Origin of the sequence: Gulosibacter sp. (genome assembly GCF_052090685.1) — a bacterium.
GTDB lineage: Bacteria > Actinomycetota > Actinomycetes > Actinomycetales > Microbacteriaceae > Gulosibacter.
This window is the reverse complement of sequence record NZ_JBQDBE010000001.1, coordinates 201392-216859: the sequence shown is the minus strand read 5'-3', so window position 1 is coordinate 216859 and position 15468 is coordinate 201392. Positions and strand designations below refer to the sequence as shown.

Genomic DNA, 15468 nt, shown 5'->3' with positions numbered 1-15468 from the left:
CCAAATGACTACGTATTACAGTCCCGACGGAATTTTCCGGACTCCCAAAGGTTGCTACGACTAATTTGGAGGGTGTTCGGTTGCATTGTCCTGGTCACTCAAAATGCCAGTGAACTTCGCAAGAAAACACCCGCTGCAAGAAAGGCAGAAATGGCCGAGAAGATTTATAACGACGTCACCGAACTGGTTGGTGGCACGCCACTGGTTCGACTCAACCGCATCAACGAGACCGATGCGAACGTATACGCGAAACTCGAATTCAACAACCCCACCGCGAGCGTCAAGGACCGTCTCGCTTGGGGTGTTATTCGCGCCGCCGAGCGTTCGGGTGAACTCAAGCCGGGTGGCACCATCGTCGAAGGTACTTCCGGAAACACCGGTATCGCACTCGCCGCGATCGGTGCTGCTCGTGGCTACAAGGTGGTCATCGCAATGCCCGAGACCATGTCGATCGAACGTCGTGCGCTGATGAAGGCGTTTGGCGCCGAGCTCGTACTCACGCCGGGCCCCGAGGGCATGCGTGGCGCGGTAGCCAAGGCCGCAGAGATTCAGGCTTCGACGGAGAACTCAATTCTCGCCAGCCAGTTCGAGAACCAGGCGAACGTCGAAATTCACCGTGAGACCACCGCTGAGGAAGTGTGGAATGACACCGACGGCAAGGTGGATATCTTCGTTGCCGGAATCGGCACCGGCGGCACCGTCACCGGTGTTGGTCAGGTCCTCAAGGATCGCAAACCCGAGGTCAAGATCGTTGCCGTTGAGCCCGCTGACTCACCGTTGCTGACCGAAGGTCGTGCCGCAGGACACAAAATCCAGGGGCTTGGCGCCAACTTCATCCCGGAGATCCTCGACCAGTCCGTCATCGACGAAGTGATTGATGTCGCCCTCGAAGACTCGCTTCGGGTCTCCAAGGAACTCACCAAGTCCGAGGGATTGTTCTCGGGTATCTCCTCCGGCGCGAATGTCTGGGCTGCGCTCGAAGTGGCAAAGCGTCCCGAAAACGCCGGCAAGAACATCGTCGTGATCGTGGCCGACACCGGAGAACGTTACCTCTCGAGCATCCTCTTCGACGACATCCGCGAAGCTTAAGCTGCCTGATCGGGCACAATAGCTCTATGCCAGATTTGCAGCAGTACCGCCCCCGCCACCGTGTCGATGCCTTCTTCCGCACTCTGCGCGAAGATATCTACGCGGTGCGCCGGGGCGATCCTGCTGCCCGAGGCAAAGCCTCAATAGTCTTGAACTACTCCGGGCTGCACGCCGTGTGGGCCCACCGCGTCGCCCGCGCTCTCTGGGTGCGCAAGCAGTATCTCCTGGGGCGGATGGTCTCCCAGCTGAGCCGGTGGCTCACCGGAATCGAAATTCACCCCGGTGCTCAGATCGGTAAGCGTCTGTTTATCGACCACGGCATGGGCGTCGTGATCGGTGAGACCGCCGAGATCGGCGACGACGTCATGATTTATCACGGCGTGACCCTCGGCGGGGTATCCATCAAGCGAGTGAAGCGCCACCCGACGATTGGTGATGGGGTCATGATTGGTGCGGGCGCGAAACTACTCGGGCCAATCGAGATCGGTCACGACTCGAGCGTCGGCGCGAATGCGGTCGTCACGAAGTCCGCACCCCCAAACTCCATCCTCACCGGCATCCCGGCGAAGGCCAGGCAGCGTAAGGCTGCTGGCCACGCCGAGCCCGGTGACTGGATTATCTAGCTGTTCCCCAGTTTCGCGAGCCGGGCTTCTTCGTCGGCGACAATCGCTGACTCAATAACCGGCCCGAGGGCGCCGTCCATGACCTGGTCGAGGTTGTAGGACTTGTACCCGGTGCGGTGATCCGCAATTCGGTTCTCAGGGAAGTTATACGTGCGGATGCGTTCCGAGCGGTCCATCGACCGAATCTGCGAAGCACGCTGATCAGCCTCGGCTGCGGCCAATTCCTCTTGCTGGTGGGCAAGGAGCCGTGCCTGGAGCACGCGCATGGCCGCTGCGCGGTTTTGAATCTGCGACTTTTCGTTCTGCATCGACACGACAATGCCGGTGGGAATGTGCGTGATCCGTACGGCCGAGTCAGTGGTGTTCACCGACTGTCCACCAGGACCCGAAGAGCGATACACATCGATCTTCAGATCATTCTTATCAATCGACACTTCTTCTGGCTCATCCACTTCGGGGAACACCAGCACACCGGTTGTTGAGGTATGGATACGTCCCTGTGACTCAGTCGCGGGCACACGTTGGACGCGGTGCACCCCGCCTTCGTACTTCAGCGACGCCCACACCCCGTCAGCGGGATCGTTCGACGTTGACTTCACCGCAAACTGGACGTTCTTATACCCGCCCAAATCGGATTCGGTCTTGTCGAGCAGCTCGATTTTCCAACCGCGCTGTTCGGCAAAGTGCGAGTACATCCGCAGGAGGTCTGCGGCGAACAATGCGGATTCTTCGCCACCTTCGCCGCCCTTAATCTCCATGATCACGTCACGGCCGTCATCGGGGTCGCGTGGAATCAGCAGTCGACGGAGCTTCTCGATTTGTACCTCGAGCTGCGCTTCGAGCCCCTCGGCTTCCTCCGCAAAGGCCTCGTCTTCATCCGCGAGTTCACGGGCTGCTTCGAGGTCGTCTTCAATTCCGGATGCACGGTCATCCGCTGAGAGGATCTGTGAGATCTCGGCGTAGCGGCGATTTACCTTCTTTGACCGGGCCGGGTTGGAGTGCAGTTCCGGATCAACGAGCTGTTCTTGAAGTTCCGCGTATTCGGCGCGAAGAGCAGCGAGGGATTCACCGAATTCTTCACGGCTCACTGGGCACTCACCGGGCTAATTGGGTTCGCCCGCACCGAGGACAGGAAGTCCTCGTTCGATGAGGTCGAGGAAATCCGCTCCAGCACAGCCTCCAGCGATGCCTGAGCATCCCCGTGGAGTGCCCGTCGGATTCCCCAGGTCACTTCGAGTTCATTCGGGCTCAACAGCTGTTCCTCGTGCAGGGTTGAGGACTGCTGAATGTCGAGTGCCGGGAAGATTCGCTTGTCGGCGATTTCGCGCGAGAGTCGCAACTCCATGTTTCCGGTACCGACGAACTCTTCGAGGATCACCTCGTCGGTGCGGGATCCGGTCTCCACCATCGCGGTGGCGAGGATCGTGAGCGATCCGCCGTTTTCCACCTTGCGGGCGGCACCGAAGAAGCGCTTCGGTGGGTACAGCGCGGAGGCATCCACGCCACCGGCAATAATTCGGCCGGATGCGGGTGCGGTCAGGTTATAAGCACGGCAGAGCTGCGTGATGGAATCGAGCAGCATCACCACGTCGAGCCCCAGTTCCACCAAGCGCTTGGCGCGCTCAATGGCGAGTTCGGCAATGGTCGTGTGGTTCTCGGCAGGCATATCGAAGGTGGATGCGACGACCTCACCCTGGATGGTCCGTTCAAGTCGCGTGACCTCTTCCGGACGTTCGTCCACAAGGACGAGCATGAGGTGAGTGTCGGGGCTGTTCTGAGCGATTGCGTTCGCGATCCGCTCGAGCATGATCGACTTACCCGACTTCGGCGGTGCAATGATCAGACCCCGAGTTCCCTTGCCAATCGGGGCAAAAAGGTCAACCATACGCTGTGCGGCATGACCGCTCTCGGTCTCAAGTTGCAGTCGCTCATTCGGGTACAGCGGGGTGAGCTTGTCGAATTCTGGGCGAACACGGTTGGTGTCGGGTGCCTCACCGTTAATCGTGTCAACGCGCACGAGTGCGTTGTACTTCTGGCGGCCGCCCTGGTGCTCGCCCTCTCGTGGCTGGCGGATCGCACCAACGATCGCATCGCCCTTTCGCAGGCCGTACTTTTTCACCTGTCCGAGCGAGACGTAGACATCATTCACGCCGGCAAGGTAGCCGGAGGTCCGGACGAATGCGTAGTTGTCGAGGACGTCGAGGATGCCGGCGATTGGCAGCAAGACATCGTCCGGTGCTACCTCTGGGTCGGCATCATCGCGGTGGTTCCGCTTGCGGTCACGCTGACGCTGGTTCTGGTTTGGCTTCTGGTCATCACCGCGGCCGGACTGCTGCTGCCTGCTCGACTGCTGCTCATCCTGCTTCTGGGACTGGTCGTCATTCTGTTGACCCTTGCCGCGGTTGCGGTTCCGGTTACGCTTGCGGCTACCGGACTGGTTATCGCCGCGCGAGGAGTCCTGACCCTGGTCTTCGTCCTCTTCGCGAGCGGGCGGCAGGATGATGTCGTCAAGCGTCTTCGGCGAGCTCGACTTGTCATCGCTATCGGCCTTGTCGCTCTGCTGACGATCGCTCTGCTGACGGTCGGACTGCTGCTGTCGGCCACGCTGCGAACGGGAGCGGCCTCGCTGACCCGCGGACGCATCCTTCGTCTCTTCGTCATCAGCGCTGTCACCCGAGGGCAGCTGAATTTGGTCAAGCGAAGTGATTTCGCCCGACTCTGACTTCGCGGGTGTGGCGTCCGCTTCTGGCTTTGCTTCCGCCGCGGACTCATCCTTGCTGGCTGGCTGCGTCGACTGGGTCGTGACTCGGCGGCGCCGCGAGGCGGTCTGCTGCTTTGGCGTAGATTCGGCCTCCGGCTGAGCCTCAGCCGCTGCGTCTGACCGCTGCGGAGCATCCTGCTTCGAGTCGCTCTGCTTCGCGGCATCCTGCTTCGAGTCGTCCTGCTTCGGCGCTTCCGCTTCTGCCTGCTTCGGAGCAGTCTGCGTCGCCTCAGCAGCGGGCTGCGACTTGTCCTTCGAGTCGGCGGCTGCAGCGGCAGCGCCCGTGTTACCCGCTCGCGCGGACTCGATTGCTTCAATCAGGACCGTCTTGCGCATCCGGGCTGCGCCCTTGATGCCGAGGCCCTGTGCGATTGCCTGCAGTTCGGTAACGCGCTTTGCGCTGAGTGGCTGATCGCTATTTGCTCCTGCAGCCGACTGAGTGTCGGCGCTGTTCGGAGTGTCGTTCATAGTTGAAAAATTCCTTGTGGTGAAGTGCACTCGCTCGAATTGCGAGGCACGTAGTCAAGCGAGGCCACGGTAATCTCGAACGCCCTTGCGCGATACCGGCAAGAACTGATCCGCATTGAATTACGGCGTTGCCTCACATCAATTCACTTCAGAGGCTGCGCGCTACTGCGCTAAGCCGACGGTGACACCGTCTGTTTCGAAGCTTCCTCCACTGTAGCACCCTGAATGTCGACCGCAGTGAGATATGCGGTCCACTTCGTGTCGGTTCGTGCCTCGGCAATCTCTGCGGCACGCAATCGAGCGGCCGGCTCGTCCGCGAGGACGAGAACGCTGGGGCCCGCACCCGACACCACTGCCGCGAGACCTTGAGCGCGCAACTCGTCGATGAGGTCCTTGGTCTTCGGCATCGCCGATGCACGGTAGCTCTGGTGCAGCCGGTCTTCGGTGGATTCGAACAGCAACTCCGGACTCTGTGCGAGTGCCGCCACGAGGAGGGCCGCGCGCGAGAGGTTGAAGATGGCGTCCGCATGTGGAACTTGCGAGGGCTGCAGCGCACGCGCGACCGAGGTGGACATGGTCTCTTCCGGTACAAACACCACGACCGATACGCCACGGTCAACCAGCAGCTTCTTCGAACGCGGTTCGCCACTCGCCGTCACCCAAGCGATGGTCAGCCCGCCGAAAAGGCAGGGGGCCACGTTGTCGGGGTGGCCTTCAAGCGCGGTTGCGATGCTCAGTAGCTGATCGTTAGAGACTTTCTGCTGATCGCCGATGAGCCCGGCAGCGCCCACCACACCGGCGACAATTGCGGCGCCCGAAGAACCGAGTCCCTGGCCATGTGGGATGGTGTTATTCGCGCTAAGTCGGATCCCCGGCTTGTCATAGCCGAGTTGTTTCAGCGCGTAGTAGAGCGATTTCACCACGAGGTGAGATTCATCAGTGGGAACAACTCCCGCGCCAACGCCGGTGACGTCAATGTCAATCTCGCCCGGCTCGAGCGCTTCGATTTCGAGTTCGTCGTACTGTGCGAGCGCGAGACCGAGCGTGTCGAATCCCGGTCCCAGGTTGGCGCTTGTTGCTGGCACGCGGACTTTGACGGTACGCCCCGTGGTGACGGTGCGGGGCTTCGCGAGTTCGCGATCGACGCCCTGTGGTTCGTTGACCATAAAGAGATTCCTGTCGTTCGGGCTTGCCTTAGGAGTTCACGCCTTCGACGCGAAGTACGCCGTTCACCTGGTGAACCGCCGGGCTTGCGGAGAGTGCCTGCACGAGGCGTGAGAGCGATCCCTCTGTTGCCTGGTGCGTGCCGATAACCAGGGTAGCGCGAGACACAGGCTCAGCACCGGAGTGTGCTTCGGTTTCTTCTACCGGAGCGGCCTGTTCGAGAGTTTGGACGGACACCCCTTGATCGGCGAACGTTCTTGCGATACTCGCCAGGATGCCCGCCTCATCCGCCGCTTCAAGGGAAATTTGGTAGCGGGTCACGATCTCATCGACGGGCAGAATCGGAAGGTTCGCATCCATTGACTCCCCCGAACCCGGGCCACCGAGGAGGTGACGACGCGCCGCGGCGACCAGGTCGCCGAGCACCGCTGAAGCGGTCTCGACACCACCGGCACCGGCACCGTAGAACATCAGCGATCCGGCTGCCTTCGCTTCCACGAACACGGCGTTATTGCCGCCGTGCACGCTGGCCAGCGGGTGAGCGTTCGGGACGAGGGCCGGGTACACGCGTGCCGAAACCTGGTCCGGTTCTCCCGCCTCACCAATAAGGCGCTCGCAGATTGCCAGGAGCTTCACGACGTAGCCAGCTCGCTTCGCATCCTCAATCTCTTCGATCGAGACCGAGGTAATGCCCTCGCGGTAGACCTCCTCGACCGGCACCTTGGTGTGGAAGGCGATCGAAGCAAGGATCGCGGCCTTCTGCTGGGCGTCATAGCCCTCGATGTCGGCGGTGGGGTCGGCTTCCGCATAGCCCAGTTCCGTCGCGATGCGAAGGGACTCATCAAAGGTGTCGCCGCGGGTGTGCATCCGGTCGAGGATGTAGTTCGTGGTGCCGTTGACGATACCGAGGATGCGTTCCACCCGGTCGCCGCCGAGGTTCTCGCGCAGCGGACGAATGATTGGGATCGCGCCGGCCACGGCAGCCTCGTAGTACAGCTGTGCACCGACCCGCTCCGCAAGCTCGAAGAGTTCCGCGCCGTGGTGTGCGAGCAGTGCCTTGTTCGCGGTCACCACATCGGCACCCGATTCGAGGGCGAGGGTAATGAGCTCCCGTGCGGGGCTGATGCCGCCCATGAGTTCGATCACCAGGTCTGCCGAAAGGATCAGGCGTTCCGGGTCCGTCGTGAACAGTTCGCTGGGGAGATCCACATCGCGTTTCGCATCCGGATTGCGCACTGAAATCCCGATGAGCTCAAGGCGAGTGCCGACGCGGCGCTCGTACTCATCAGCCTGCTCAAGCAGCAGGCGAGCCACCTGGCTCCCCACCGATCCTGCTCCGAGCAGGGCTACCTTTATGGCGCGATTCTCGTTCATCTAGTTTTCCTCCGGGGACCAGGCGGCGTCGTGCGCAAGCTGGTCATTGATGGTGATGCGGCGGATGAGGGTGCGTGCTGCGCCGTCTCGGACCGCGATCACTGCTGGGCGATCAAGGTAGTTGTAGTGATTCGAAAGTGACCAGCAGTAGGCGCCGGTTGCTGGGACCGCGAGAAGGTCGCCGGGGGTGATATCTGCGGGCAAGTAGTCGTTGTTCACAACGATGTCGCCGGATTCGCAGTGTTTGCCCACCACGCGAGCAAGCTGCGGGGAGGCTTCAGATTCGCGGTTTGCGAGGCGGACGCAGTAGTCGGCTTCGTAGAGTGCGGGGCGGATGTTGTCGCTCATACCGCCGTCCACGGCGACGTAGAGCCGCTTGGCATTCCCTGCCTCCCCCGGTACGTCCACGGGCTTCGTAGTCCCCACGGTATAGAGCGTCGTACCGCCGGGACCGACGATCGACCGACCCGGTTCGAAGGTGAATTTGGGCAGGTCGCTGCCGGTCTCTTGAACGGCGCGAGCGACTTCTGCAGCGATTCCGCGAGCGAGGTCGGCGAGCACCGGAGCGTCATCGCTCGGCAAGTAGGCGATACCGAAGCCACCGCCGAGGTTCACTTCGGGAACCGGTCCGCCGCCGAGGAGTTCCGCGCGGAAGCTCATGAGTTTGTGGGCTGCAGCACCAAAACCGGAGGGCTCATAAATCGACGAACCGATGTGGGAGTGCAGGCCCAGTAGTTCGAGTGAGTCAAGCTCACGGATGCGAGCGATCGCCTCACGCGCGACATCAAACGTAAGACCAAATTTCTGGTCTTCGTGACTGGTGGCGAGATACGAGTGTGTGGATGCGTGGATACCCGCGTTGAGGCGAACCATCACCGGCTGAATTTTGCCCGCACGTGCGGCCGCATCCGCAATGCGTTCAACCTCTTGCAGTGAGTCGATAATGATCGAGCCAACCCCGACTTCCACGGCGCGCTCGATTTCTACTATGGACTTGTTATTGCCGTGCAGTCCGATTTCTTTGGGCGCAATTCCCGCGGCAAGGGCCACTTCGAGTTCTCCGCCGGAGGAGACGTCGAGTCCGAGACCGGCCTCGGCCATCCAGCGAGCAACGTCGATCGACAGGAATGCCTTGGAGGCGTAGTGCAGCTCCACTTCCGCGCCAATGTCGGTGAAGGCGGTCGTGAAATCCTGCGCGGCAGCGGCTGCTCGCTCGCGAACGTCGGTCTCGTCGATGACGTAGAGCGGCGAGCCAAAGTCTTGGAGTAGCTGCGAGGCGCGCACGCCACCGATTTCAAGTTCACCTTCGTCGGTGCGCTTGGCAGTGCGGGACCAGACTCCGTCATCGAGTTGGTTCACGTCACCTGCGGGAAACTGGAGCCACTCTGGTGCGAGCGGGCTGGGCAATGAGGAAGCGGCAGGGGTGTGCATCTCGGCCATACTACCGGGATATACACTCCCCTGCCGCTGTGAGCGACACGCTATTTTGCGCTATGCCATGCAGGTGACTTCTGCGAGCTCTTCGGTGTCGACGTCGTCGACCTCCCACTGGAAGTGCAAGCCCTCTTCGTCAACGAACGCTTCGGTGACATATGCCTCGAAGCCGTGCTCCTCGCAGGGATCGACCTGCTCAGAGAAATCCTCTTCCATTTCCGAGGTCATGTCTTCCCCATCCACCGTGACTGAGGTGAGTTCCATGACCATCCAGCCCTCTTCAGCGGTAATCTGCATGACCATTTCCATGGTCATGCCGTATTGCTCCATCGACAGGGTGAGGCCATCATCCGTGAGCTCAATATCTGCGCCATCGAGATCGGATTCGTCCATGCTCTCGAAGAAGCTGTCCAAAATCGCGTCGGCGGGCACAGTCATGTCGACGCGGACTCGCTCGATCACGCCGTCAGCGTTGGATGGTGCATCAATCATTGTGTAGGTGATGTCATACGGCACGTCGTTTGCGGTGAGTTCTGGGCCGCTGACCGTGACTTCTGGATAGGTGCCCGACATTGAGGCCAGCACGAAGGAACCGCCAGTAAAGGAGCCGTTCAGATCGCCTTCTGCTTCCTCACCGCCAATGTCAATGCCCTGCTCTTCAAAGAGCGCAACATAGCTATTGCCCGCGCTGCCGCGGCCGGCAAACTCCCAAATTGCGATGGCAGCGATGAGGAGGACTACCGCACCACCGGCAATGAGTGCGATGAGTTTGCCCTTGCCACCCTTCTTGGGTGTCTTGTCACCGGAGCTGGGCTGGCCGGAGTATCCGGCCGCACCGTAGGCAGCGTTCTGATCGTAGCCAGTGCTCTGCTGTCCGTAGGCGTCCTGCCCATAGGAGTCTTGGCCATATCCGCCCTGGCCGTAAGACTGCTGCGCTGAGTCCTGACCGTAGCCATAGGAACCTGCGGAAGCATCCTGACCGTACTGACTGGCTGCTGCGGAATCGGAGCCATACACCGCCTGGCCCTGCGGGTACCCGCCGCCACTTCCGGAATCGTAGCCCTGGTTGCCATAGCTTTGGTCACCATAGGAGGACTGGCCCTGGCCATAGGAACCGTAGTCTCCCGACTGCCCTTGTCCGTATGCACCGCCGCCCTGCTGACCATACGCATCCTGACCGTACTGGCCCGGCTGACCCTGGCCGTACGCATCCTGACCATACTGGTCTTGGCCGTAGGCGTTACCCGATTGGTCCGGGTCGCCCGGCTTCTGGCCCCAGGGATTCTGGTTACCAGCGTTCGGGTCGTACGTCATAGTCAATACTCCTTCGATCCACGTGGGCCGCACCTCGGTGCCAACTCCACTATTCAAGCACTCGCCGCGAGTGTTCCCAACGACCCGAGCTGGAGTTCCTCCCCCGGGATGAGTCATTGGTGCGCTATTCGCTAGGCGCCCGGGCAGCTCCCGAGCGTCTGAAATGACTCCTCCACAAGTTCGAAACCCTGCGTCGAGCGGAAGCCAATTTCGAGTGCGTCATCGACGACCTCGACAGAGGTAATTTCCACAATCTCGGGAAGGTGCTCAGCGACGCAAAGCTGCAGCGTAAACCGCTCCGCATCCACCGGAATATCGGCGCTCTGGTTGCCTGCCTGCAACGCGAGTTCTTCGGCAAGTATCTGGATCCGGCCACCGCTTTGGATGCGCACGCTCGCTTCGATGTCGATCGCCACTTCAGCCCCGAATACGTTCACCGAGGTTTGGTAGCCGAAGCTCCCGTCTCGCAGATCAAGGGAATCGACCTCAAAGCCGTAGTCGGCGGTCACCTCGTCGAGCAGCGTATTGAGTTCGTCTTCGCCGATCCGCAGCGATCCCTCGGCGGCACCCACTGACGACGGGTCTTGCAGCGTGATCGACTCGGCGAACAGGTCGATGTCCCCTGCGGCACCACCGAACTCGACGTTATCGCCAGAGATTTCGAGCCCGGAAAGCTCGCCACCGATGAGTTCGCACAGCACGCACCAGCCGGTGGGACTTGCCTCAACATTGGCTTCCACACCCTCGGGTAGTGCCGTTTCGATTTGATCAGCCGCGATTTGGCCGACGATCCCGCGGGCGATAAATTCGGCAATCACCATCAGGGCGATGATGACCAGCAGCAGGATGCCCAGGATCCAGCCCCAGCGTGCCTTGCGGCGTCGAGTTGGCCGGGGTTGCTGCCCGTCAAATTGCGACTGTCCGTAGAAGACGGGGTCGCCGTACTGATCGTAATTCTGCTGATTGGTTGGTTGGGAACTAAACGTCACCACTACATCCGCTCGGGGGCGTGGACGCCGACCAGGGTGAGTCCGTTTCGGAGCACCTGCGACGCCGCTTCATTAAGCACGAAACGGCTCGAGTGTACCGGTTCCACGGGTGCGTCTCCCTGCGGAATCACGCGGCACTGGTCGTACCAGCGGTTATATGCGGCTGCGAGATCTTCGAGGTAGCGAGTGACGCGGTGCGGTTCGCGCTCTGTCGCGGCGACATCGAGGATGCGCGGGAACTCGCGCAGCTGCCCGAGCAGGTTGTTTTCCGTGGGGTGCACGAGTGTGGCGGGGGCGAAGTCGGCACCGCTGATGCCCGTTTCGGTGGCATTGCGGTTCACCGCCCGCGTACGGGCGTGCGCATACTGCACGTAATAGACCGGGTTGTCGTTCGAGCGGCTGACCAGCAGGTCGAGATCGATGTCGATCTGCGAGTTCGTTGAAGATCGCACGAGGGAATAGCGGGCTGCATCGACCCCCACGGCATCGACCAGGTCGTCGAGCGTGACGATCGTGCCGGCACGCTTGGACATCCGGACCGGTTCGCCATCTTTGACGAGGTTCACCATCTGACCGATGAGAATTTGCATGTTGACGTTCGGTGTGTCGCCGAAAGACTCGGCCATGGCCATCATCCGGCCGATATACCCGTGGTGGTCGGCACCAAGCATGTAGAGGCATTCGTCGAAGCCACGTTCGCGCTTGTTCAGGTAATAGCCGATGTCACCGGCGAAGTAGGTCGGTTCGCCATTGGAACGGATGATGACGCGGTCCTTGTCGTCACCGAAGTCGGTGGTGCGCAGCCACACGGCTCCGTCCTGGTCGTAAATTCGACCGAGATCGCGGAGTCGTTCGATTGCGAGATTGACCGAACCGTCGGTGTGGACGGTGTCTTCGTGGAAGTACACGTCGAAGTGCACGCGGAACTCTTCGAGTTTCTGCTGGATGGACCCGAACATGAGCTCCACTCCGTGCTCACGGAATACCTCTTGCTTGGCGGCGCGGTCGGCTGCCGTCTCGAGTTCGCTCGCATGCGCGCTCGCGACCTCGCTCGCGATGTCGTGGATGTATTGGCCCGCGTAGCCGTCTTCGGGTGTTGGCTCCCCGAGGTGGGCGGCCACGAGCGAGTTGGCGAAGCGATCGATCTGCGCGCCGTGGTCGTTGAAGTAGTACTCGCGAGTAACGTCTGCGCCAGCAGCGCTGAGGACGCGCGCGAGTGAGTCGCCGACCGCGGCCCAGCGTGCGCCACCGAGGTGGATGGGGCCGGTGGGGTTTGCCGAGACGAATTCGAGGTTGATGTTGCGGCCAGCGAGTGATTCGCCGTTACCGTACTGCTCCCCTGCTTCGACGATTTGCTTTGCCAGTTCGCCGGCAGCTGCTTCATCGAGGGTGATGTTGATGAACCCCGGGCCCGCGACATCCACCTTTTTAATAGTCGGCTGCTCGGTCAGGCCTTCGGCGATCATCTCAGCAAGCGCGCGCGGGTTCGTCCCAACTCGTTTTGCGAAGCGCATGGCGACGTTGGAAGCCCAGTCGCCGTGTTCACGGTTGCGGGGTCGCTCAACCTTGAGGTCTTCGTCGGTGAGTTCGATGTCTTGCCCACCTTCGTGGCGGTCAAGTGCCGCGCGGATAGAGGCGGCCAGAGCATTAGAAAGAGTCGCGTCGTTCATCAGTGCCAATCGTAGGCGCTGATTCACTTGCTTGCCCATTCGAGCCGCGTAATGCTGCTAAGCTGGGCCAGTTGCCTCCGTAGCTCAGTGGATAGAGCGCCGGTTTCCGGTACCGTAGGTCGCAGGTTCGACTCCTGTCGGGGGCACTTCGAAACTGTTGCAACCGGCCGTGATTACGCGGCCGGTTGCTTATTTCTGTAGATGCCTTTGTGAGCTGGCACCTACCTTGGGGGGTTCTGCTTTGTCGCATCTCGCCTATCGCTGCCGATTCGGGGACAGAGCGTGAACGTTGTCGCTTGGGGCGCTTGGGGGACTCAAACTTTGCCCAGGCCAAAGAGTTGAGACTGCGCCTGAATGCTTACTCCCTTCCCGCGCCGCTTGATCGGCCTTTGCGGGTCAGGTAGTTTGGTATCTGTAATGCCCCGGGACTATTCGAGCCTTTTGGTTCGGACTCCCGGGGCAACAGTCTTTCTGCAGAAGGATCTTCGTGGACGCAGGTTCTGCCCCGCTTGGGCTTGACGGGCTCCTGAGTGAGGCGCGCCCTAGACCGCACGAGCCGTGGCGACTGGTGGAACGACACCCGCCTGCACCTCTGCCGCAATGAAGCTGACTCAATCGATTCCGCGGTCTCGACGCTGATTCGACGTGGCACCCCGACGCCTACTAGCGACCAGGTCGTTGCCGCCACCTCGTTTGGGCTCTGGACTGGATTGACAGGAGCCGGGATCGCGCGTGATCCTTTGCTGGGCTACGAGACAACGCTCTGGCAACCCCGCCTGCAACATGCTTTTCCGTATCGAGGGGACAGGCGACGCAAGTACATTCATGCCCGTCTCTACGAAGTCAGGGTGCTGCGTAACAGGATCGCGCACCACGAGCCGATCTACCGTTCCCCGTTGCAGCAGCTGCATGATGACATCCTCGAGATCGCCGGGATGATCCATCCTGATGCCCACGCCTACATCCAAGAACACAGCCGCGCCCAGGAACTCATCGATCAGATGCAGACGGCACTCACCACGGGCGAGATCAGATTCTAGGCCGCGCACCTAGAACGCACCTCCCGGAGGTCAATCGAGTATCGGGACCTTCGACTGCCAAGCAATACATCACCAACAACACGGCGAAGACTGACAGCTCGGCCTTGCGGCCCCCTCGCGCGGGAGCCCGTCCATATTCCGATCGCGCGATGTCTTGGGCGGCGCGGTCGTCCTGCTCCTATTTCGCAAGCAGTGTGTGAACGCCTTCGGAGTGCAGGGTGTTGCGAAGACGGTCAAACGTGCTTTGCACGAGGGCAGGCGGATAGCCAGGTCCCACAGTGCTGCCGTGATACCCCGAGGCCCGCGTCATCGCGCACCACCGTCCAGCAACCGTAACCGAGGCCGCTCGCGCGGCGGTGTTGATAGCGGTTCTGGGCCGTGTAGCCGCTCACGCACTTCCCGTTCGTCTGGTTGTGGCACAAACTTCAGGTAGTACGCGAGCGAATGCGCTTCCTTGAGTCCCGCCGCTGGCAATAGGACATCGGTGGGCGCTTGCGCGATCAAATGCGTCACGATCCAGGTCGCCCGCAGCCGGTAGGCGTCCGGTCGTCGCGTTGGGTCGTTCGTGCGCCCAAGGAAATCGCTTCCTGCATTCACCAAATTGCGGGGGCTATCTACCCGGCCCGGGCCGGAACACGTAGTCCTCCGTGCGCAGCGGCTTCACCGTATCCGCGATGATGCGCTCCCACTGACGCAGCATTGGTACAAACCGGCCATCACACGGGGTGACGACCACGCCCGCGTCATCTACATGGATATCGCGCACTTTCAGGTGATTAATGTCGCGCATGTTCAGCCCGGCGCCGAGCCCGAGCGCGAGAATCACGAACGCGTTCTCCCGGGACTGTTCGGAAGGCTGCGTGTTCGCCCACATCCCGAGGGCGATCTGCTCAGCCTCCGTATACGGCTCCGTCTCCACCCGCTGCGAAATCTTCTCTCGTTCAGGCGCCACAAACATTCTTTGCAGCACCACCCGTCCCACCGCGAATAAGCTGTCGCGCTGCGTCGCGCGTGTCTTCTCGGTGCGACCTTCGAGCGCGGATGCGATGAAGTCGTTCACGATTTCCTGCCGGAACAGCGTCCGCTCGAGTGGATAGCCCTGCTTGAAGTAGGCCCACACCACGAACCGGCCCGTAAGGTTCACGACACCGTGCCAGGTTTCCCGGTTCTTACCCGCGAGCCATTCCGTCGCGATCTCGTTAACGAAGTTTTTGATTTCATCCCACTGCTGTTGCGAACACGCCTTGGGCTTTCTCACCACGACCATTACCGCCCCTCCCCTGCAGAGTCCTCCAGGAGTGCTATGCACGGTGGAGCGAGCGGGGTGACCACCGACTGAGGCGCCAAGGTCGCCGAGTGGCCTGGCCGGGTTTCGCGACGCACCGCGAACGTCAGGGGCGAGTCGCCCCGCAGGATTTCCGTGGCTTCACGGATCGGGAACAGGGGTGTTCGAAGGTGGGTTTTCGTGTCATGGTGCCCCCTGTGCCCCAACCGCACTTTTCGGGGTTAAACCCCTACCTGTGAGGTAGCGAATTACTGTTC

General features: G+C 61.2%; 13 protein-coding genes and 1 tRNA gene. 4 read left to right on the top strand and 10 right to left on the bottom strand.

The window, feature by feature from the left end; genetic code table 11:
* The first annotated feature begins 150 nt into the window (after window positions 1-150).
* Entirely contained in the window at window positions 151-1089 is a 939-nt protein-coding gene (gene cysK, locus ACTHXA_RS01055) for a cysteine synthase A (protein ID WP_441668446.1), read from the top strand.
* A gap of 26 nt (window positions 1090-1115) precedes the next feature.
* Complete coding sequence (gene epsC / locus ACTHXA_RS01050; RefSeq protein ID WP_441668444.1) at window positions 1116-1712, top strand: serine O-acetyltransferase EpsC; 597 nt, start codon at window positions 1116-1118, stop codon at window positions 1710-1712.
* Here epsC and prfA read toward each other — a convergent pair.
* From prfA to argS, 8 genes are all read right to left on the bottom strand, one after another.
* Entirely contained in the window at window positions 1709-2800 is a 1092-nt protein-coding gene (gene prfA / locus ACTHXA_RS01045; RefSeq protein WP_441668442.1) for a peptide chain release factor 1, read from the bottom strand. The genes epsC and prfA overlap by 4 nt on opposite strands.
* Window positions 2797-4941, bottom strand: coding sequence for a transcription termination factor Rho (gene rho / locus ACTHXA_RS01040; RefSeq protein ID WP_441668440.1), 2145 nt, complete (start codon window positions 4939-4941; stop codon window positions 2797-2799). Before rho ends, prfA begins: the two co-directional genes overlap by 4 nt.
* Window positions 4942-5111: 170 nt before the next feature.
* Window positions 5112-6107 (bottom strand): homoserine kinase, encoded by a 996-nt coding sequence (gene thrB, locus ACTHXA_RS01035; RefSeq protein ID WP_441668438.1) that lies wholly within the window; start codon window positions 6105-6107, stop codon window positions 5112-5114.
* 28 nt (window positions 6108-6135) lie between these two features.
* Window positions 6136-7479, bottom strand: coding sequence for a homoserine dehydrogenase (locus ACTHXA_RS01030; protein ID WP_441668436.1), 1344 nt, complete (start codon window positions 7477-7479; stop codon window positions 6136-6138).
* Window positions 7480-8910 (bottom strand): diaminopimelate decarboxylase, encoded by a 1431-nt coding sequence (gene lysA / locus ACTHXA_RS01025; RefSeq protein WP_441668654.1) that lies wholly within the window; start codon window positions 8908-8910, stop codon window positions 7480-7482.
* Window positions 8911-8970: 60 nt separating this feature from the next.
* A complete protein-coding gene (locus ACTHXA_RS01020; protein ID WP_441668434.1) occupies window positions 8971-10227 on the bottom strand; it encodes an LmeA family phospholipid-binding protein in 1257 nt (418 codons plus the stop codon).
* A gap of 131 nt (window positions 10228-10358) precedes the next feature.
* Window positions 10359-11216: an LmeA family phospholipid-binding protein gene (locus ACTHXA_RS01015; RefSeq protein ID WP_441668432.1), complete on the bottom strand. Its 858-nt coding sequence runs from the start codon at window positions 11214-11216 to the stop codon at window positions 10359-10361.
* Between the two features lie 2 nt (window positions 11217-11218).
* Window positions 11219-12886, bottom strand: a complete 1668-nt coding sequence (gene argS, locus ACTHXA_RS01010; RefSeq protein WP_441668430.1) for an arginine--tRNA ligase — start codon at window positions 12884-12886, stop codon at window positions 11219-11221.
* A gap of 73 nt (window positions 12887-12959) precedes the next feature.
* Here argS and ACTHXA_RS01005 point away from each other — a divergent pair.
* Window positions 12960-13032 (top strand) — tRNA-Arg (locus tag ACTHXA_RS01005).
* Window positions 13033-13416: 384 nt separating this feature from the next.
* On the top strand, window positions 13417-13926 hold the full coding sequence (locus ACTHXA_RS01000) for a hypothetical protein (RefSeq protein WP_441668428.1): 510 nt from the start codon (window positions 13417-13419) through the stop codon (window positions 13924-13926).
* A 306-nt stretch (window positions 13927-14232) separates the two neighbouring features.
* Here the strand turns inward: ACTHXA_RS01000 and ACTHXA_RS00995 are convergent, their stop codons facing one another.
* Together ACTHXA_RS00995 and ACTHXA_RS00990 are read right to left on the bottom strand one after the other, a co-directional pair.
* The gene (locus ACTHXA_RS00995; protein WP_441668426.1) at window positions 14233-14526 is read right to left on the bottom strand and encodes a hypothetical protein; all 294 of its coding nucleotides are present in this window, start codon (window positions 14524-14526) and stop codon (window positions 14233-14235) included.
* 10 nt (window positions 14527-14536) lie between these two features.
* Entirely contained in the window at window positions 14537-15193 is a 657-nt protein-coding gene (locus tag ACTHXA_RS00990; protein WP_441668424.1) for a hypothetical protein, read from the bottom strand.
* Between the last annotated feature and the right edge of the window lie 275 nt (window positions 15194-15468).

Bases quoted from the DNA above. Each gene is read 5' to 3' on its own strand.
- cysK (WP_441668446.1), top strand. From the start codon at position 151: ATGGCCGAGAAGATTTATAACGACGTCACCGAACTGGTTGGTGGCACG.
- epsC (WP_441668444.1), top strand. From the start codon at position 1,116: ATGCCAGATTTGCAGCAGTACCGCCCCCGCCACCGTGTCGATGCCTTC.
- rho (WP_441668440.1), bottom strand. From the start codon at position 4,941: ATGAACGACACTCCGAACAGCGCCGACACTCAGTCGGCTGCAGGAGCA.
- thrB (WP_441668438.1), bottom strand. From the start codon at position 6,107: ATGGTCAACGAACCACAGGGCGTCGATCGCGAACTCGCGAAGCCCCGC.
- ACTHXA_RS01030 (WP_441668436.1), bottom strand. From the start codon at position 7,479: ATGAACGAGAATCGCGCCATAAAGGTAGCCCTGCTCGGAGCAGGATCG.
- lysA (WP_441668654.1), bottom strand. From the start codon at position 8,910: ATGCACACCCCTGCCGCTTCCTCATTGCCCAGCCCGCTCGCACCAGAG.
- ACTHXA_RS01020 (WP_441668434.1), bottom strand. From the start codon at position 10,227: ATGACGTACGACCCGAACGCTGGTAACCAGAATCCCTGGGGCCAGAAG.
- argS (WP_441668430.1), bottom strand. From the start codon at position 12,886: ATGAACGACGCGACTCTTTCTAATGCTCTGGCCGCCTCTATCCGCGCG.
- ACTHXA_RS00990 (WP_441668424.1), bottom strand. From the start codon at position 15,193: ATGGTCGTGGTGAGAAAGCCCAAGGCGTGTTCGCAACAGCAGTGGGAT.